The 19031-nt window shown below is 59.6% G+C and carries 20 protein-coding genes; 5 read left to right on the top strand and 15 right to left on the bottom strand.

Annotated features, from left to right (window positions below; translation table 11 throughout):
• Positions 1-303: 303 nt before the first annotated feature.
• Positions 304-3633 (top strand): DEAD/DEAH box helicase, encoded by a 3330-nt coding sequence (locus AC3EMP_RS27095; protein WP_352597024.1) that lies wholly within the window; start codon positions 304-306, stop codon positions 3631-3633.
• Positions 3634-3703: 70 nt separating this feature from the next.
• On the opposite strand, the gene cyoD is transcribed toward AC3EMP_RS27095, so the two are convergent.
• From cyoD to AC3EMP_RS27070, 5 genes are all read right to left on the bottom strand, one after another.
• Positions 3704-4114, bottom strand: coding sequence for a cytochrome o ubiquinol oxidase subunit IV (gene cyoD / locus AC3EMP_RS27090; RefSeq protein ID WP_488494696.1), 411 nt, complete (start codon positions 4112-4114; stop codon positions 3704-3706).
• Positions 4111-4797: a cytochrome (ubi)quinol oxidase subunit III gene (locus AC3EMP_RS27085; protein ID WP_023681134.1), complete on the bottom strand. Its 687-nt coding sequence runs from the start codon at positions 4795-4797 to the stop codon at positions 4111-4113. The genes cyoD and AC3EMP_RS27085 overlap by 4 nt, the downstream gene beginning before the upstream one ends.
• Positions 4794-6794: a cytochrome o ubiquinol oxidase subunit I gene (cyoB, locus tag AC3EMP_RS27080; protein WP_023681135.1), complete on the bottom strand. Its 2001-nt coding sequence runs from the start codon at positions 6792-6794 to the stop codon at positions 4794-4796. The genes AC3EMP_RS27085 and cyoB overlap by 4 nt, the downstream gene beginning before the upstream one ends.
• A 2-nt stretch (positions 6795-6796) precedes the next feature.
• Entirely contained in the window at positions 6797-7762 is a 966-nt protein-coding gene (cyoA, locus tag AC3EMP_RS27075; RefSeq protein ID WP_352597142.1) for a ubiquinol oxidase subunit II, read from the bottom strand.
• Positions 7763-7959: 197 nt separating this feature from the next.
• Positions 7960-8850 carry an MBL fold metallo-hydrolase gene (locus AC3EMP_RS27070; RefSeq protein WP_023681137.1) on the bottom strand — a complete coding sequence of 297 codons (891 nt, stop codon included), beginning with the start codon at positions 8848-8850 and terminating at the stop codon, positions 7960-7962.
• Positions 8851-9149: 299 nt separating this feature from the next.
• On the opposite strand from AC3EMP_RS27070, the gene AC3EMP_RS27065 reads away from it, so the two are divergent.
• Positions 9150-10307: a beta-glucosidase gene (locus tag AC3EMP_RS27065; RefSeq protein WP_352597026.1), complete on the top strand. Its 1158-nt coding sequence runs from the start codon at positions 9150-9152 to the stop codon at positions 10305-10307.
• Positions 10308-10376: 69 nt separating this feature from the next.
• On the opposite strand, the gene AC3EMP_RS27060 is transcribed toward AC3EMP_RS27065, so the two are convergent.
• The 3 genes from AC3EMP_RS27060 to AC3EMP_RS27050 are packed head-to-tail and all read right to left on the bottom strand — an operon-like array spanning position 10377 to position 13263.
• The gene (locus tag AC3EMP_RS27060) at positions 10377-10898 is read right to left on the bottom strand and encodes a ferritin-like domain-containing protein (RefSeq protein ID WP_023687824.1); all 522 of its coding nucleotides are present in this window, start codon (positions 10896-10898) and stop codon (positions 10377-10379) included.
• A 47-nt stretch (positions 10899-10945) separates the two neighbouring features.
• On the bottom strand, positions 10946-12088 hold the full coding sequence (gene glf / locus AC3EMP_RS27055) for a UDP-galactopyranose mutase (RefSeq protein ID WP_023668033.1): 1143 nt from the start codon (positions 12086-12088) through the stop codon (positions 10946-10948).
• A 2-nt stretch (positions 12089-12090) separates the two neighbouring features.
• Complete coding sequence (locus AC3EMP_RS27050; RefSeq protein WP_031244114.1) at positions 12091-13263, bottom strand: glycosyltransferase family protein; 1173 nt, start codon at positions 13261-13263, stop codon at positions 12091-12093.
• Positions 13264-13616: 353 nt separating this feature from the next.
• On the opposite strand from AC3EMP_RS27050, the gene AC3EMP_RS27045 reads away from it, so the two are divergent.
• A complete protein-coding gene (locus tag AC3EMP_RS27045; protein ID WP_023700021.1) occupies positions 13617-14534 on the top strand; it encodes a glycoside hydrolase family protein in 918 nt (305 codons plus the stop codon).
• A 183-nt stretch (positions 14535-14717) separates the two neighbouring features.
• Here the strand turns inward: AC3EMP_RS27045 and AC3EMP_RS27040 are convergent, their stop codons facing one another.
• Complete coding sequence (locus tag AC3EMP_RS27040; RefSeq protein ID WP_155922451.1) at positions 14718-14894, bottom strand: hypothetical protein; 177 nt, start codon at positions 14892-14894, stop codon at positions 14718-14720.
• Positions 14895-15034: 140 nt separating this feature from the next.
• Between AC3EMP_RS27040 and AC3EMP_RS27035 the strand changes: the two genes are divergently transcribed.
• Both AC3EMP_RS27035 and AC3EMP_RS27030 read left to right on the top strand, forming a co-directional pair.
• Positions 15035-15544, top strand: a complete 510-nt coding sequence (locus AC3EMP_RS27035) for a pyridoxamine 5'-phosphate oxidase family protein (RefSeq protein WP_023700023.1) — start codon at positions 15035-15037, stop codon at positions 15542-15544.
• A 40-nt stretch (positions 15545-15584) separates the two neighbouring features.
• A complete protein-coding gene (locus AC3EMP_RS27030) occupies positions 15585-16184 on the top strand; it encodes a cupin (protein WP_023687829.1) in 600 nt (199 codons plus the stop codon).
• Between the two features lies 1 nt (position 16185).
• Here the strand turns inward: AC3EMP_RS27030 and AC3EMP_RS27025 are convergent, their stop codons facing one another.
• The 6 genes from AC3EMP_RS27025 to AC3EMP_RS27000 form a co-directional block, all read right to left on the bottom strand.
• Entirely contained in the window at positions 16186-16482 is a 297-nt protein-coding gene (locus tag AC3EMP_RS27025) for a SemiSWEET family sugar transporter (RefSeq protein ID WP_023687830.1), read from the bottom strand.
• Between the two features lie 15 nt (positions 16483-16497).
• Positions 16498-17181 (bottom strand): hypothetical protein, encoded by a 684-nt coding sequence (locus AC3EMP_RS27020; protein WP_023714643.1) that lies wholly within the window; start codon positions 17179-17181, stop codon positions 16498-16500.
• On the bottom strand, positions 17178-17954 hold the full coding sequence (xth, locus tag AC3EMP_RS27015; protein WP_352597031.1) for an exodeoxyribonuclease III: 777 nt from the start codon (positions 17952-17954) through the stop codon (positions 17178-17180). The genes AC3EMP_RS27020 and xth overlap by 4 nt, the downstream gene beginning before the upstream one ends.
• Before the next feature lie 68 nt (positions 17955-18022).
• Positions 18023-18235: a hypothetical protein gene (locus AC3EMP_RS27010; RefSeq protein WP_245259911.1), complete on the bottom strand. Its 213-nt coding sequence runs from the start codon at positions 18233-18235 to the stop codon at positions 18023-18025.
• Positions 18232-18396, bottom strand: a complete 165-nt coding sequence (locus AC3EMP_RS27005; protein ID WP_352543007.1) for a hypothetical protein — start codon at positions 18394-18396, stop codon at positions 18232-18234. Before AC3EMP_RS27005 ends, AC3EMP_RS27010 begins: the two co-directional genes overlap by 4 nt.
• A gap of 54 nt (positions 18397-18450) precedes the next feature.
• Positions 18451-18978: a YciE/YciF ferroxidase family protein gene (locus tag AC3EMP_RS27000; RefSeq protein WP_023681150.1), complete on the bottom strand. Its 528-nt coding sequence runs from the start codon at positions 18976-18978 to the stop codon at positions 18451-18453.
• Between the last annotated feature and the right edge of the window lie 53 nt (positions 18979-19031).

Here is a 19031-nt window from a genome sequence, read left to right as displayed (position 1 = left end):
CCCATGCCTGGAGCGTTCTGCCAGCGTCGAGGGTGGTTGAAGATCCCGGAATGATCGAAGCACAGTTTTTTAGGACAGCCATAGGTGAGGCAGGCAGCAATGCATTAACCTATGACATAGGCTCGGTTAGAAATTGTCCCGCTGGGCAGCCAGCCCCAGGAGTTCGCCGATCACGGCGCAGCTTTGACCCTTCGCTCCGCCCTTTCGAGGGCTGCACCCGCAGCCCGTCCTGGAACTCTTTGATGCGCCACCAGGAACGGGGTGGCTCCGCTGACGTTGTCTCAGTGGCAAGGTGAGATTTCAGTGAACAGGCATATTTCGCGGACGGATGTCGAACAAATCGATCACACGGATGACAGCGGGTCTGCGATAGGGCACGGCGGACCGCCATCCTCAGCAATCGCGGTAGCGCTGGCCCGTGGCCTGGAGACCAGTCGGGACAAGCACATCATCCATATAGCTCCCTCGGAACGCAGTGCCGAGGAGATCGCCGGCGCCTTGCGTCAGTTCCTGCCTGACGCGGATATCATCTTGCTGCCGTCCTGGGATTGCCTGCCCTACGACAGGGTGTGGCCCACACGCGCCAATATGGGGCGAAGGCTTCGTGCGTTGCGTGAGATCGCAACGAAGCCGGATCGCCCGCGCATCGCTGTGATGTCGCTCGAAGCCATTCTGCAGCGGGTGCCGCCTGCTCCGGTCATCGCTGGCGGTTTCACAATTCTGGAGGTGGGACAAAAGCTCGACCGTGACGATTTCAGAACCAGGTCCGAAGCCATTGGCTATGTCGTCGACGAGAGGGTCGACGAACCGGGTGAGATAGCCTTTCGGGGCGATCTCATCGATATTTTCCCTGCTGGCGCGGATGGCCCCGTTCGCGTCATCGTTGGTCCCGATGCCTGCATCCGCCAGCTCAAGACCTACGACCCGCTCAGTCAGCTCAGCGATCAGGTTCGAGACTCGGTTACGGTCGGACCGGCATCCGAGCTGATCTTTAAAGCTGGTGAGCATCCTGAGCTGACAGCGATGCGCGCGACGTCGATGGAAGAGCGCCTGGTCGCATCGTATGGCGCTATGCCGTCCGTCTTCGATGCGGCTTCCAGCGCCTCGATCTCCTTCCTTGAAGGGACCGACGGGCAGCCGCTCGGCAGAGTTCTGGATCTGGTCGAGGATGCACGTCGTGCCAGGCAGGAGGCAGCCGGAACGAAAAAACCTTTGCCGGGACGATTTTACCTATCCCGTGAAGAGTGGGACGCTGCTCTGCTTAACCGCTGCTGCGTGAGACTTGCCGTTTCTGCCGTGGGAGTTCCCAAATTCTTCCGCCAGGCCCGACCCGGGCATGATTTCGCGGAATTCGTCACATGGCAGACGAGCGCCGGAGTCAGAGTAGTGTGCACCGGCGATGCCTCTGAATTGCAGCGAGCAGATCGCCTGCTCGATAGGAGACTAGGCCGGCGGGCAGAGGAAGCGGCCGACTTGCCGCAAATCCTTTCGGCCGCAAGGGGCTCTCTTCTCAAGGCTGAATTCGTCCTCGACGAAGGGTTTGTCGACGCGCAATCCAATATCGCCGTGGTGGCCGCATCCGACCTGTTTGGTCCCGCGTTGAAGGCGAACGGGAGCGCGACCACGGGCATACTCGAACCCGAGTTGCGCATTGGCGATGTCGTCGTCCATGAAGACCATGGCCTGGGCGTGCTCGCCGCGGTCGAACAGGTCGAGTTGGCTGGCCAGCAACAGGATGTCGTCAGACTGGAATATCATGGCGGGGCTTCCTTGCTGGTTCCGGTCGACGACTTTGGACGAATATGGCGCTACGGCTCGGAACCGGAGGCAGTGTCCCTTGATCGCCTCAACGGCGAGGGCTGGCCGAAGCGACGCGAAGCTGCGTTGCGCGAGATCGACAGGCTGGCCAAACGCCTCTTGAGTCTTGCCAAAATCAGGTCCAGCCAGCCTGCCAAGATCATGAAGCCCTCCCGCACGGACTTGGCCCGTTTTGCGGCGAGATTTCCCTATACGGAGACGCCCGACCAAGCGGCCGCCATCCGCGCTGTGCTCGATGATCTTTCGTCGGGAAGAACAATGAACCGGCTCGTCTGCGGCGATGTCGGCTTCGGCAAGACAGAGGTCGCCCTGCGTGCTTGCGCCGCCGCCGCTCTCTGCGGGAAACAGGTTGCTATCATAGCACCGACAACAGTGTTGGCACGACAGCACTATGAGACGTTCAGCCGCCGCTTCGCAGGAACCGGCCTGCAGGTCGCCCACCTTTCTAGGATGGTCGGGGCTGCGGAGGCGAGAGCGGCAAAAGAGGGTCTGCGGAGCGGCCAGGTTACGGTCGTTGTGGGTACTCAGGCCCTGGCGTCCAGGAGCGTCACCTTCGCCAATCTTGGACTGCTGGTGATCGACGAGGAGCACCGGTTCGGGGTCAAGTTGAAGCGGGCCCTGCGGACCATGACGCCTCGCCTCCATACGCTGAGCATGAGCGCCACACCGATACCCCGGACGCTGCAATCGGCGTTGTCGGGAATCCAGGACGTCAGCGTTCTAAACTCTCCGCCCGCCAAAAGACGTCCCGTTCGCACGATCTTGGCAGCGTTCGATCCAGCATCGGTGCGCGCGGCCCTCCTGCGTGAATTTCACCGGGGTGGACAGAGCTTTTTCGTGGTCCCGCGGATCGAGGATATTGCCCAGGCCTGTGACCAGCTGAACAGACTGGTGCCGGAACTCGGGGTCAAGACGGCGCATGGTGAAATGAAGGGGAGACAGCTGGACGAAGTCATGGTCGGATTCGCCGACGGTGATGGCGACATTTTGTTGAGCACCGACATCATCGAGAGCGGCCTCGATGTGCCGCGGGCCAACACCATCATCGTTTGGCGCCCCGACCGGTTCGGTCTGGCGCAGTTGCACCAGCTGCGGGGCCGGGTCGGAAGGGGGGCGGTGCAGGCCGTTGCGTTTCTTCTGACCCAGCCTGGCGTTGAACTGGCCGACGGCACCAGGGCCCGGCTTTCGACGATGCTTGCGCTCGATCGGCTCGGCTCAGGCCTGGCAATCAGTCAAAGGGACCTCGACCTGCGTGGCGCCGGCGATCTTTTCGGAGAAGACCAGGCCGGGCATATGAAGCTGATCGGAGTGGGCTTGTACGAGCACTTGCTGGAGCGCGCGGTCTCGGCGGCTGGCGGAGGGGCCGACTTCGGCAAGCAACTTGCCGAGATCAATGGCTCGGGAAAGGGGGCTTTTCCCGAGAGCTATGTCGACGAGCCTACGGTGCGCGTTGGCCTCTATGCGCGGCTCTCCCGAATCCGTTCGGAGCCGGACCTCGATACATTCAGCGAAGAGCTCGAGGACCGCTTTGGAGACATGCCTGGCGAAGTAGCCCTTTTGCTGGAATTTACCAGGTTGCGAATAGCAGCGTCGGAATTGGGCGTCGGCAAAGTCGATGTGGGTCCCGAGGCCATCGCGATCACCCCTCGGAACAAGCCGTCGGCGTCCCGATGGCGGAACAGCAAGGCGTTGGGCCTGGACTACCGGAACGGCCGCCTGATTTTCAGGCCGACCCAGCCCAGCGTCTCAGGCATCGATGCGGTTCGCTTAGCGCTTGATGCCCTACGTGCAGCCCAGCCAAAGCACGAGATCTGACGAGCCTTTTGTCTCCTGGGGCCATCGGTGCGAATGGCGCTGCGGGCGGCCGTGCGTTCGCGGGGAGCGTTCAAGGCATGGTTCCGGCTTGATGGGGTGTCATGGCAGCCATGTTTTCATTCAGATGGGCCATGATCCAGATAGAGCCCAGAACCACCAGCGCGACGATCAGCACGCCGAAGGCCAGGGCCAGGATGTTGTTGGTGTTATCCGGCCCGGTGGTCAGGTGCAGAAAGAAGACAAGATGAACGCCCATCTGCGCAACAGCGAGCACCACCAGGGCCGAGATGACCGCGGGCTGGTAAATCAGATCGGTTCGCGCCGCCAGGAATGACGCGATCGTGAGCAGAATGGCCAGCCCGAAGCCGAGCACATAGCCCGAGAGGCCCCCAGCGGTTTCGTGCTCGCTTATGTGTTCCTCGCCCGGCGCTAAATCGCGGCGGTCCTGCAACTCGCCGGTCTTGCTCTCGATCTCGGTCATGACGATGCTCCCAGCAGATAGACCAGGGTGAAGATGGCAACCCAGATGATGTCGAGGGCGTGCCAGAAGAGCCCGAAGCAGTGGAGCCGCCGCAAAATGTCGGGCCGAAAGCCCTTGACCCACAGCTGCGCCATCATCGTTCCCAGCCAGAGCAGGCCGAGACCGACATGGGCACCGTGGCAGCCAACGAGCGCAAAGAAGGCAGAAAGAAATGCGCTGCGCGAGGGGCCTGCCTGCTCGCCGATCATTGCCGCGAACTCCTGTAGTTCCAGGAACAGGAACGCTGCCCCGAGCAACCCCGTGACGAGAAGCCAGAACTGCGTGGCAGCCATTGATCTGCGACGGGTGGCGAGTGTTGCCACGCCGCCGGTGAAGCTCGAAGTGAGCAGAAGGCCCGTCTGGACCGCAACCCGTGTCGGTTCGAACAGATCCTTGCCTGTCGGTCCGCCGGCGGTTGCCTTGGCCAGCACGGCGTAGGCGGCGAAAAATGCCGAGAACATGATGATGTCGGACAGGAGAAAGATCCAGAAGCCGTAGGTCACCGTGACGAACTTTGAGGCCGGGCCGCCTTCTCCGTGGCCCGTCGCAGAGCGCACCGCATGCCGACCGGTGTGATTAAGCCGATACGGGTCCCGTGCCTGGGTGCCGGCGCTGATGTCGCCGGAGAATGCGTGATCGCTCATGCCGGGCGCTCCCACCCGCGCAACCGGGCAAACTGGGCTGCCTTGTGGTCATGGTCGATGCGGGCGACCTCGTCGACAGGGATCTCGTAGTCTCCATGATCGCGCCAGGCGAATACGACGAAGGTTGCGTAGGCGCCGATGAAGCCGACGATCGCCAGCCACCATATATGCCAGATCAGCGCGAAGCCGATCAGTGTGCTGAAGAAGGCGGTGACGAAGCCAGTCGGGCTGTTGCGAGGCATCTCGATCGGCTCATATGCCTTTTCCTCGTCCGAGCTCTGTTCGATCCCTCGTTGCTTGATGCTCCAGTAGGGCTCTTCGTCTTCCACGTGAGGCAGCCGTGCATAATTGAAGACAGGAGGAGGGGAAGATGTCGACCACTCCAGCGAACGCCCGTCCCACGGGTCGCCGGTTTCGTCGCGAAACTTGTCGCGATGCCGGATCGAAACGAAAAGCTGTGTGATCTGCAGCGCCGCGCCGGCGATCATCACCACCACTCCGAAAGCGGCCACCACCAGCCACGGTGCCCAAAGGTCCATATCGATATGTTGCAGGCGCCGCGTCATGCCGAGCAGACCGACGATATAGAGCGGTACGAAGACCAGCATGTAGCCGGCCAAGGTGACCCAAAATGCCGCTTTTCCCCAGCCTTCGTGCAAACGGAAACCGAACGCCTTGGGGAACCAGTAGGTGAAGCCGGCGAATGCTCCAAACAACACGCCCGAGATGATGACGTTATGGAAATGCGCGACGAGGAAAAGGGAATTGTGTAGCACGAAGTCGGCCGGCGGGACGGCAAGCAGGACGCCAGTCATGCCGCCGACGGTGAAGGTGGTCACGAAAGCCAGTGCCCAAAGCATCGGCGTGTCGAAACGAACGCGCCCGCCATACATGGTGAAGAGCCAGTTGTAGATTTTCACACCGGTTCCCACGGCAATGACCGACGTGGCGATGCCGAAGGCGGCATTAACGTCCGCTCCGGCACCCATGGTGAAGAAGTGATGCAGCCAGACCATGAACGAGACGATGCAGATGAACATCGTAGCCGCGACCATCGAACGGTATCCGAACAGCGGCTTCGATGAAAAAGTCGAGAAAATCTCGGAAAAGATTCCGAAGGCGGGAAGCACCAGGATGTATACTTCGGGATGGCCCCACGCCCAGATCAGGTTGACGAACATCATCTGATTTCCACCAGCTTCGTTGGTGAAGAAGTGGAAGCCGAGATACCGGTCCAGCGTCAGCATTGCGAGCGTGGCGGTAAGGATCGGGAAGGCTGCGACAATGAGCAGGTTGGACGCGAGCGAGGTCCAGCAGAACATCGGCATTCGCAGATAGCCCATTCCCGGCGCTCGCATCTTGAGGATGGTCGTCACCAGGTTGACACCGGTGAGCAGCGTGCCGACGCCGGAGATCTGGATCGCCCACAGATAATAATCGACACCGACGCCCGGCGAGTAGGCGGTTTCCGACAAAGGGGCATAGGGCAGCCAGCCGGTGCGCGCGAACTCGCCGACCACAAGCGAGATGTTGACCAGCAGGGCTCCGGAAGCCGTCAGCCAGAAGCTGACGGAATTGAGCGTCGGAAAAGCGACATCGCGTACGCCAAGCTGCAGCGGCACGACGAAATTCATCAGGCCGATCATGAACGGCATCGCGGCGAAGAAGATCATGATCGTGCCGTGCGCGGAAAAGATCTGGTCGTAATGCTCCGGCGGGAGGTAGCCCGGCCCGTGAATCGCCAGCACCTGTTGTGTGCGCATCATGATAGCATCGATAAAACCACGAAGAAGCATGAGCATCGCCAGCACAATGTACATCACGCCGATGCGCTTGTGGTCGACCGAGCTTATCCACTCGCTCCACAGATATGGCCAGTAGCCCTTCACCGTTATCCAGCCAAGCACGGCGGCTGCTGCCAGAAAGACGCCAAGGGCTGCGCCGAGGGGGATGGGTTGATCGAAAGGAACGGCCGACCAGTCGAGCTTGCCCAGCATCGTCATTCTGCGCCTTGTGGATGATGGGTCATCGTTGCCGCCGCCGCGGGTAATGCCCTTGGGCTCACCTGTGGCTCGCCGCTGGCTGCGCTCTCAGCAGGCCCCGGACCCGGTGCGAGCGTCTGCTGAACGACCGCTTCGAACAGCCCAGGCTGGACATGACCGAAGGAAGCCGGCGCCACATTTGTGCTTTGCCGGGCGAGTTCGCGATAGGCGTTGGCATTCAGCACGCCGCCCCCGCCACGCAGCGATGACGCCCAGCGGGTGAAGGCATCGGCTGAAACCGCGCTCACACTGAAATTCATATCCGAGAAGCCGTCGCCGCTGAAGTGCGCCGACTGGCCGAAAAAGCTGCCCTCGCGGTCGGCCTGCAGATGCAATTCGGTCTGCATGCCGTTCATGACGTAGACCATGCTGCCAAGCTGGGGCACGAAGAACGTGTTCATCACGCTGGCCGAGGTCAACTTGAAACGCACTGGAACACCGGCGGGGATAACCAGTTGATTGACAGCGCCCACGCCCTGCTCGGGATAGAGGAACAGCCATTTCCAGTCGAGCGCCACCACCTGAATGTCGAGCGGCGGCTGGCTAGAAGGGATCGGTTTGCGTGGATCGAGCTGATACGATCCGTAGTAGATCAGCCCGCCAATGAACAGGATGGTGAGCGTCGGGATCGACCAGACGATCAACTCCACGCGTCCCGAATAGGTGAACTCCGGGTTATAGCGGGCGTTGCTGTTCGAGACGCGGAACTTCCAGGCGAATGCCAGAAGTGCAACAAGCGTGGGAACAACGATCACCAGCATCACCGCCAGCGAGTTCAAAAGGATCGTGCGATTGCCGACGCCAATTGGTCCTTGGGGATCGAGCACTCCCCCCGCGCAACCGGGCAAGAATGCGCCTCCGAGGATCCAGAGCAGTTGGCGTGTCAACTTAGGGCTGGATGGCAACAACACCGGTTCTGCAATCTCTCTTTGCGGGAACGCGCGTTAGAAGCATGCGTTCATCGGGTTTCCATCTGAGCCTCCCCATGGCGCGGAACCTCGCGGCACTTCGCAGGGTGTCGCCCCCTGAGCGAGTGCCCCAACTGTCGCCGGCCGGGTTTGTTCCGCTGGACCGAGTTACTCTGTCCGATGGTCCCGCGTTGGCCAATCCGACCATAATTTCAGAACGATGGCGGCTCGATTGGCCTAGCTATCGGCGACGCTGGCTCGCGCACGAATTTCAATTTCGGCGGGACGGCGAATACCCTGAACCGCTCAGCCAGGTTGTCGAGAGCCTGACGCATGCCCACTCCCGCAGCAGCCGCGCCGTGCCCACTGATGACCATCTGGGGGCCCAAGGCAGCCAGATGCTTCACGGACCTTTCCGCTGCATCCCAGTCTGGCGTGAAATAGCGCGGCGGACCGTGCATCTCGAGATCCTGAATGGCGACTTCATAGACCGACTCCTGACCGGTGGTGATGAAAGCGTCTCCTACGATGAGCGAGCGGTCTTGCTCGCGCCAGAGCGAGATATGCCCAGGGGCATGTCCGGGTGTGTGCAGCCATTGCCATCCGGGCATTCCGGGGATCGATCCATCGGCGGGCAAGGGTTGCAAACGGCTGCCAAGATCGATTGGCCCGCGTGGAAAAAGCGGTGAAAGCAGCGCCATCAGTCCACCCCCAACCCAGGGATCCGGTGGCGGATAGGATGTGGTGCCGTCCAAATAGGGGTGCTCGAGTGGATGGGCGAAGACAGGCACGTCCCAGCCATTTGCGAGTTCTAGAACCGTTCCCACATGGTCGAAATGGCCATGGGTCAGGATGATTGCAGCCGGCCGTGCGTTGACGCCGAACCGCTTTTCCGCGGCCGCTAGAATGCTGCTGCGAGACGTCGGCAACCCGGTATCGATCAGCACCCAGTTCCGATCTCCGCTGCCCGGTGCGCCGAAGAACACGACATTGACGATTGCTAGCCGCAAGTAACCCAGGTCCGGTGCGATGCTCCAAGCGCCGTCGCCACGATCCTCGCGCCTGGCGTGGTCGATCTCGGAAAGTCGAATCTGAACGGTCATGTGATCCCATGCCTCTGTTGTTGCCGAGCAGCCGCTCGAGTGGATGACGGCGGCTGTACATCGCCCCGAACTTGGGACGGGCCTCCTTGTTCCCCATTTGCACGCGGCGCCCGGACAGTTCACCACCGGAACAAAGGCTCTACCAATGGGTTCGGCACTACCCGGCCACGCAAGGACGAGCTGGACTGAGCAACGAACATGGGGCGCGCCCGACTGAATTCGGTATTTCGCCAACGCGGTTCCCGGTCCGGACAAGGCGGCCGAGTTCGAAGCCGATTGCCCAAAGGAGACTTCGAAAAATGAGCGAAGTGGGACGCCAGACGGAGGCCTCGGTTCCGGAAGCTTCGCGCTTCGCCAGTTTTTTCATGGCAGGCTTTGAATGCTCCTCGCACCGGCGCAAGGACGGCGTTCGCCTCGATCTTATTCGTGCGACCTCGCATAATTTGCATGCCCTGGGCGACTACCGCGGCTGCGCCGAACTCGGCCTTCGCACCATCCGCGACGGCCTGCGTTGGCATTTGATCGAAACCGCTCCCGGAGCCTATGACTGGTCAAGTTGGGCGCCAATGGTCGAGGCAGCCCGATCGGCAGGTGTTCAGGTAATCTGGGACATCTTTCACTACGGATCTCCGGACCATGTCGATCAGGGCTCGCTGCATTTCATCGACGCCTATGCCTCGTTCGCGGCAGAAGCCGTCAAGGTACACCGTTCGATCACCGGAACATCGCCTCTGTTGTGCCCCATCAACGAAATCTCGTTTTTCGCATGGGCTGTCGAGGTCGGCTATTTCCCGCGCGTGGGGCCGAACAAACGTGGATGGTTCAAGCGGCACCTCGTCAAGGCCGCCATCGCGGGTGTTCGTGCAATGCGGGAGATCGATCCCGCCTGCAGATTTGTCTGGGCCGAGCCGCTTATCCATATCGCCCCTCGTGACCGGACCCGCAGCGAACGGCGCCGGGCCGAAAACGCCCGACAGGGACAGTTCGAAGCTTACGACATGTTGCTGGGCCGCGTCGAACCTGAGTTGGGCGGGAGCGAAGATGTTGTCGATGTCGTGGGCTTGAATTTTTACCCGCACAATCAATGGTACGTAAACGGGCCGACGATTCCGATGGGACACCACGAGTACCGCGCCCTGTCGGAAATGTTGCTAGAAGTTGCTCATCGATACGGCAAGCCGATGTTCATTGCGGAGACCGGCTCCGAGGGATCCGGCGGGCCGGCTTGGCTCCATTATGTCTGCGACGAGGTGCGTTCCGCAATCAGTCTCGGAGCGCCGATCGAGGGTATTTGCCTGTACCCGATAACGGCCTACCCGGGCTGGGACAATTCGCGACATGCCGAGGTCGGTTTGTTTTCCGTCATCCAGGCTGACGGCAGGCGACACCTGCGCAAACCCACAGCAGATGAACTGGCCCGTCAGCAAGCTCTTCTCGTGGCGGACACGACGCCTTGAAGAGGCCTCAAACGAGGGAGGGGCGGGCGAGCGTCTGTTTCGAAACGCCGCCCGCGCCGGTGCGGTGCATCAGCTTTTTGCAGTCGCCCCGGCCTCGCGCAGCCTGGCATACCGCATGGTAACGTCGCTCAGATTTTCCTTGAGCCAGTTGGCCATGGCTTCCTCTTCGTTCAGGTTCTGCTTGAGGGCCCTTTCAGCATCCTGGAAGCCCCCAGCGTCGGCCAGTACCAGCAGCGAATTGTAGGCAGCAATCTCGTAGTTCTCGAATGCGAAATTCGCCAGGCTGTTCTTGATGATCTCGTCGCCGGCCATCGAATGTCCAATGGCGGCCACGCTGCCAACCATCGACAAGGCGGTGTCCTTGAGGGTGGAGTGCTCCTCGCCAAGGCCCTCCAGGACGGACTCGAGTCTCGTGATCTGGCCTTCGGTTTCCTGAATGTGCCGGCGCAAGCGATCGGCCACCTCCGGATAGTTCTCTATACGCTCGACCTGAGGCTTCATGATCGACAGCGCTTGATTTTCCATGGCGTGCGCGTTGCGCAAGCCGACGATAAATATCTCACGGCTTTCCGAGTTGAAGTTTGTATCCATCGAGTTTCTCCTTCTGATACCCGCCCGATCTTCCGTCTTGAAAGAAACTATCTTCTCGGCTCGGCCAACAACGGCTCGTCCGTGCGCGCCCAGGCCGGGAGGCTTTTTTGGATGCGCGAGAAGGTGGCCAGAGCCTGTCCGACTACCTGGTCCATGTTGTAATAGCGGTAAGTTGCAAGCCGACCGACAAACCAGACGTCTGGGCAGCTTGCCGCGAGCGCTTCATAGCGCTTGTAGAGCACTTCGTTTTCGGGCCGGGGCACGGGATAGTACGGGTCCCCGATGTCCGTGGGGTATTCGTAGGTCAGGCTGGTCCGCGAACTCTGCTGGCCGGTCAGATGTTTGTACTCGGTAATGCGCGTGTAATCTTCCGTCTGGGGATAATTGACCACGGCAACCGGCTGAAATTGCTCGCAATCCAGTGTAACGTGCTCGAAACGAAGCGAACGATACGGAAGGTGCCCGAGCTGCCAGCCGAAATATTCATCGATCGGGCCGGTATAAACCATGCGCCTGAACGGTATCTTCTCACGAATTTCACGGAAGTCGGTCTGCAGCATGATCTTGATGTTCGGATGATCGAGCATGCGTTCGAACATCCGCGTGTACCCGCCGGCCGGCATTTTCTGGAAGCTGTCGCTGAAATAGCGGTCGTCACGGTTGGTCCTGGTCGGCACTCGTGCCGTCACGGATTTGCTCAGCTGACTGGGATCGACGCCCCATTGCTTTCTTGTGTAGCCGCGGAAGAATTTTTCATAGAGCTCGCGCCCCACGGTGCTGACGACGACGTCCTCAGCCGTTCGGACATCCTCCACCGTTTCGCGTCGCGACGCGAAGAAATCCTCCAGCTGTGCCGAGGTCAGGTCTAGCCCGTAAAGCCGGTTGATGGTGTCGAGATTGATCGGGATGGGAACCAGTTGCCCGTCCACGGCCGCCAACACCCTGTGCTCGTACGGCCGCCATTGCGTGAACTGCGAAAGGTGGTCCACGATCGTTTGGCTGTTGGTGTGGAAGATGTGCGGGCCGTAGCGATGGATGAGGATGCCGGCTTCATTGTAGCAGTCATAGGCGTTGCCTCCCACATGGCTGCGGCGATCGATCAGCAAAACGCTTTCCTGACGCTGCGACGCTATCCGTTCGGCAAGCACACTGCCGGCGAAACCCGCGCCGACGATCAGCCAATCGAACATGGCTATGCACTCCTGCGAAGGGGCACGACCTTCTTGCGTTGGTAGGCGCGCTCAATGTGAGCTGCCATGGCATTCCATGTCCGTTCCCAGGACATGTCCGCAAGATAGGCATCGACTTGCTGCAGGAGCATCTGACGCGGTCGCGAAAGGACGGAGCGCAGCTTGATTTCCAGATCGTCACAGTCGGCGATTTCCACCAGCCCGGCAGCACCGTAACTGCGCACCACGTCGACGATTGCCGTCGAGATCACCGGCAGACCCGCCGCGAGAAATTCCGGCGTCTTGGTCGGGCTGATGAAACGCGTCGCCTCGTTGAGGGCAAACGGCATCCATCCGGCGTCCCAATGGCGCAGATAGTCGGGCAGATCGCAGTAGGCTTTCGGGCCAAGCCAATGAAGGTTTTCGGCTTGCGGCAGGCTTGCAGGGTCGATCTTGACAACCGGACCGAGCATGACGAAATGCACGTCCGGCATTGTCTTTGCCGCTAGCGCCACGAGATCGACGTCCAGCCGCTCGTCGATGACGCCGAAATATCCAACCCTCGGGGAAGGAATGCCCGCCTGGTCGGCTGGGTCCCTTCCTGGCCGTCTTGCGGTGTGAAAGTGCCTCACATCGATGCTGCTCGGAAATGGAAAGATGGCGGGATGGAGGTGACGCTTGGTCTCGAACAAGCTTAGACCACCGGTGAAAACCAGATCCGCGCGACGCAGAAGCTCCTTTTCCATCTGGCCCAGCTCGGGGGGCGCATTCCTGAACGCAGAGAGTTCGTCCATGCAGTCATAGACGCATATGTCTGGGTCGAGGAATTCCGTAAAGCGAAGAGCCATTGGGGTGTAGTACCAGGCGATCAGCCGGCTATGCGGCATAGAAGCGATGGTCTGCTGCACAAATCTCCGCTGGACGGCATCTGCTTTCGCGGCCGACGTGCCAAGCGGCAGCACTGGTGTGACAATCAGAATGTTTTCCGATCCCACGCTCGTCCGCATCAGCGGCTGCGGCAATTCTTCGAAAACGGGTTCTTCAAAGTAGACCACTCTCTGCTGAGCGGATGCGAGAGTGAGGAGATGCTGCGGACGCTGGTGAACAAAATTCCATCGTAAGTGGGAGAAGCAAACCAGTATATTTTCGCGACGAACATATTGACTGCCGGTTACCCCGCCAAAGGCCGCTTCCATTGACATACTCCCTCTGTGACACTATTTATGTTACGATTAACATTTGTTAATCGCGAATGGAGAGAACTACTTAGTTCCAGCTCCTAACTTTCGATCAGGTGAGTTGTTCCAACTGAAATGAAGAAGGCCCGGTCGCCCGCTTGGTCCACGCACGAAGCGGGATCTGGGTGCGGAGGCGAGGGCGGCTGTCGGAACCCGGCCGCCACTGAAAGCGTGGTTCAGCGAGGAATGCTGGTGGACAGCGGCATTGCCGTATTTGCGTTGAACTCGTTGGCTATAGAATGTGCCTAACATCAATGATTCGCCTGTATCTCTGCGCGTCTCCGACTGCCGAGGCGAATTCCGGGGCTGACATGAACATCAACTTTGAAACCAACGTTTTTCCACTGTTTCATCCGCAAAGCGTGGATGATCTCAAGGACCCGTGTCCTGTCTTCGATGGCCGTGTCTGGCACGTCTTCGGGTCAAGCGGCACGGTCACCACCGAGACGTGGAGAATCTTGCATGCCACGGCGCCCGATCTTTATGGGCCGTGGGCCGAGCATGAGCCGATCGAACTTCCAATCAACGGTACTGGTGTTGCGGCTCCCGGTGTGACCCACGAGTGCGGCGTCTTCCACATGTTCATCCAGACAGAATTCATGAAGTCGGGTGGCCGTTGCGAGCATGCGGTTTCCAACGACGGGTTCCATTGGGTAGTCCTCAGTCCGGCCATTCTGGCCATCCCGGACACGGAAGAGGACGGCATTTACGATCCGCATCCAGCAGTCATTGGCGGTGGGCGCTACCTGGTTTATTCGGCTATGCCAAAATTCACCAGGGTGCCTCAGCCCGACATCTATCTGGCACGTAGCCAGTCCGACTCGTGGTTCGGTCCGTGGAAGCGGATCGGCAAAATCCTCGACCACAACGATGTTCCCCACCATAACACCAGAGATGATCCCGACTACGAATGGGGCATTGAGGGCGCGCAACTGATCGAGCTGCCGGACGGCCGGGTGCTTCTCAACGCCACTTGCTTTCTTCCGAATGGCCTTCGGGGAAACCGGCAACGGGTGTTTTTTGCCATCGCCGACGAGGTCAGCGGCCCTTACGTTTCGATCGGCCCGGTGTTGGAGCCAGGTCAACCGGGCGAGAACGGCCACTCGACAGTGATGATCGATGGCAGTCAGCTTTCACTGTTCTACCAGAGCCGGGTTGCCACAACCGATCACCGATGGCGCTATGGTTTGGCCAGATGCGACGTCGCTCTCTTTTCAAAGGTCGCGTGATTCCAGGCTGCCATTAGCGCCTTGAGGCGGATGCGCGTCATGCGGCCATGGAACTCCGGAGGGTTGAAGGTGATCCGCGTCGGTGACGGTAGCAAAGTGTCATCGCGAAATGATGTCAGCCCGTTCGTCAATTGTCTCCGCGCATCGATGACACCGCCAGATGCCCGACTAATGGGCTCATAGCTATTTCTTCGGTCCCTTGACAGGGAATGTCGCGTCGCCGTCTTTTTTGCCGGAGATCACCCGCGGATCGGCGCTGGCGACGCCATCGTTTCCGCCGCCCTTGTGGTCCTTTTCCGACTGACCCTTAGCGTCCTGCTCGGGTGTCCGTCTTGATGTTCGAAGCGTCTTGTCCGCCATCATGGCCTCGCGTTTGCCATCCAAACTTCCGGCAATTTCGAAAGTTCCACCGCTTTAGCAAGCCGAAGGACCCAGTGAGTTGGAACGTCGTGGCGGGACGTGAGTTGTAAGCGAGGATATTCACCCGCAGGAGGACGCTTATGGCTAACCGCCGAGAGCAGCAGACGGACCTCACGCCCGCCGAGGCAACAGACCGCATCTGGGAACTCGCCGAGGACATCGACGTCTGCATGTTTGTGACCTGGGACGGCGAGTACAATCGAGCCCGTCCGCTATCTGCGCGTGTGGTCCGTGAAGAAAACGCCATATACTTCCTCGTCAATGACGACAGCGCCAAGAGCGAGCAACTGTCGACCTATCCAAAGGTCACATTGGCCTGGAGTGACAACAGCCACTACAAATACGTCACGATGTCAGGCCCGGCCACAGTGACAAATGATAGGGAAAAGATCACCGAACTCTGGGAGAAAACTGACGCAGCCTGGTGGGATAATGCCGATGATCCCGAGATTCGTCTGATAACGGTCAAACCCGACGAAGGCGAATTGTGGGACAGCCCGGGGCTAATCATGGCTACCGCAACGATGGTGTTTGCGGCCGTTACCGGCGCCAAGCCGAATGTGGGCGACAACGCAAAGGTCGAGCTCTGAGCGAGCGGCTAAACTAACCTCTGCTTTAGAGGCAGCGTCGATGAGCATTTTGGAAACCAGCAAGAAAGTGATCGAGAACGTCACCGGTTTCGCAAGACCGCGCAAGCAAGCTGTCGCCGGATTTGTGAGGCAGCGAAAGTCGAATGAGTTCTGGTTCAAGGATGATGGACTTGTACCCAATCATCCAGCATGGCCGCTCGTCGTTTATCGAGGCGCCGTCGAATTGCCCGAAGGACTTGATCCAGCAGCCGTCATGGAGGTGCTTTTCGAGGCAAACGGATGGGGCGATAGCTGGCGAAACGGCATCTATGATTATGTTCACTATCATTCGCAAATACACGAGGTTCTGGGCATTGCGCGCGGAAACGCTGAAGTCCGGTTTGGCGGCAAGAAAGGACGAACGCTGTCGCTGAAGGCCGGTGACGTCGCGGTCCTCCCGGCAGGCACCGGGCACCAATGCCTCTTGGCATCCGATGATTTTTTGGTTGTCGGCGCGTATCCTCCGTTTGGGACTTATGACGAATGTAGGAGCAAGGATCAGCATAGCGGTGCGCTCGCAACGATCCCCAGGGTGGGGCGTCCGCGCAAGGATCCTGCATATGGGAGCCAAGGTCCGCTGCTGAAAAGTTGGAAGCGCTAATCTAGTCGTCGGGGTCGAAAGCCTTGGCAACCGCATCTTTCTCAGCCTGCGGCAGGACTGTCATTGTGAGAATGAACGCTGACAGCAGGAGACAGACGCCATTCGTGATTATGATCGGCCACTCTGCCTTCATGATGCCGAAGGCCAGCCACAAGGCGAAGCCCAACACAGTGATGGCATACATCGGTGCGGAGATGCCGCTTGTCTCTCGTGTCCTGATGATTTTCCAGGCTTGCGGGGTGAAACTGCTCATCGAGCAGACGGTCGCGAGATAGCCGATGAGCGTGACTGTCTGCATGGAAGCGGCCCTGACCTACGTCGCAGATACGCGCTTGAGATCAGATACGCGGACCACGCCGTGCTGGCTGACAAAGGTCAGGGTGGAGTCCGTGCTCTGGCTCTGCGAAACACCGGATATGCGATGGTCGCCTGTGTCATAAATCTCCATCTTTCCATGATCGTCCATGACCAGGCGGCTTTGCTCAGGAAACGCTGCGTAGCGCATATTGTTTTGAGAACCAGCGGCAGACGGGCTCCCAAACTCCTCAGGCCACCATGAGCCGGCGTGGGCCATAGCTGCAGAACGATAGCTCGTGTCGTCGCGTTGTGGCTTGGCGGGATGATCGCGCAGGTAGGCCGAGAGCTCCGCCGCGATAGTGTTGAGCTTCGCCTTGAGGCTGTCATCGAACATGTCGCCGACCATCGTCATGCCGGAGGACCATTGTGACATTCCTCCGAAGTCGACGTGGCTGAACTGGGCCATGGTTCCACCACCACGCCGCAACGCCTCAAGGACAGCCATGACAGCGCCATCAGTGACGCCATGCTGGCGTGCAAGGCGCGCAATCAGTTCAGCTTCCTTTTGAGTGGTTGTCATCATTGCGTCCTTGATCGCTTGGCGCCGGCAGTCCTCATTGTTGACGATAGACATGCGCGGCCAAATGTAATCACGAAGGAGCGCCACCAGGTCTTCAGGCTCCTTGCCGAGGAAGCTCAATCAAGTTCTATCCAGGCTGGCGCATGATCGCTCGGCTTGTCCCATGCACGCGTTTCGGCATCTACTCCGGCATTCTTCAGGCGATCCAATAGGGATGAACTCAGCAAGAGATGGTCCATCCGGAGCCCGGAACTCCGATCGTACCCGCCGCGGTAGGAGAAGTTCCAATAGGTGTAAATTCCCTTTTCTGGATGAATGCGACGAACCGCATCGATCCAGCCCTGAGCAAGCATTTCGGCGTACGCGCTCCGGCTCTCGGGGAAGTAAACGGCATCGCCAACCCAGCGCCCCGGCACCGCCGCGTCGATCGGGCCTGGAACGACGTTATAGTCGCCGCACAGGATGGTCGGTGAGCTATCGCCGAGCAGCACCTGGCCATAGGTGATCAAACGTCGGAACCAGCGAAGTTTGTAGTCGAACTTCGGCCCCGGCGCTGGATTGCCATTGGGCAAATACAGGCAGCCGACAACAAGCCCATTCACATCTGCCTCGATGTAGCGGCTGTGCGAATCGTCGGGATCGCCCGGCAGACCTCGACGACGTTCCAGCGGCTCAATCCCGCGAGCGAGGATTGCCACGCCATTGTAGGACTTCTGTCCGTGCCAGATTGCGCCATAGCCGGCGTTTCTAATCGCATCGACGGGAAATTTTTCGTCAGAGGTCTTCAGTTCTTGAAGGCAGACGATGTCATAGCCGGTTTCGCCAAGCCACTTGAGAAGCACTGGCAGTCGGCCGTTGACGCCATTGACGTTGAAGGTTGCGATGCGGGTCATCTCGACGATTTAACGTCTTTGCGCCGCTTCGATGCGACCTAGAGTCGGTAGCCAAATCTTGCCTTTTGTCATCGTCCATCTGCATTTTTGCTCGAAGCATTGGTGCTTTGACCGGAAGCAGCGGATGTCTTTGCATCTTTGGAATGCGCGGCAATTGCCGGACCCGCGCCGGTAGCTTTCCGCATATCGCCGCTCCCCTTGCCGTCAGTCGATTTCTTGCTCAACAGTCCTGAGAAATATTTTCCAAAGAAGCCCATCCGACTCTCCATCTTGGCGCTCATTCGGCGGCTTTGCGGGCCCTGAACTCATCTCTGCGCTGTTCTCGCAGCTGCCGAGGACCGCTGCGCGAACCGCCAAGCGCGCGGCGCCTGACCAGCGCGGCCGAACACTCAAGCAGGAAACATTCCAGTCCTTTGTAGATATGCGTGATCATGTCCTTCATCTCCCGGGACCGCCTCGGCACATGGGTCGCCGAGGCGGTTGGGTAGGCGATCAATCAAGCCGCTTTCCGTTCTGCCGCTCGTTCGTTGACGCCGGCTTCACCGAGGGCAGTCAACGCCTCGTCGGTGGCCTTCTCCTCTTCAAGTGTCGCATTGAGGAGCGCAACCACGTCGTCCTTGCCGAGCGTCGTAGCCCAGGCGATCAGGGTTCCATACCTGGCGATCTCGTAGTGCTCCACGGCTTGCGCGGCACCGACGAGCCCTGCATCGAGCGAAGTCGAACCCTTGTACTCCTGAAGGATTTCAGATCCTTCCTCCAGGATGCCGTCGATCGCCGGGCAGGTTTTGCCGCGCGCGGCAGCGCCGAGAATCTCGAAGACCTCCTCCAGACGTTCGACCTGCCCCTCGGTTTCAGCGAGGTGCTTCTCGAATGCTGCCGAAACTTGCTCTTCGGATGCGCCTTTGGCCATCTTCGGCAAGGCTTTCAGAATTTTCTTCTCGGCATAGTAGATGTCTTTGAGGCCATCGAGGAAAAGGTCCTCCAGGTCCTTGTTGTTGCCATTGGCTTTCTTGGCAGTGGGCATTTTGCCGTCTCCTCTGTTGAAAATTGCCCGTCGCGAGCATTTTCTTAACTCGG

Source organism: Mesorhizobium sp. P160219, from assembly GCF_057786095.1.
The sequence above is the reverse complement of the archived record's forward strand: the minus strand, read 5'-3'. Positions and strand labels throughout refer to the sequence as shown.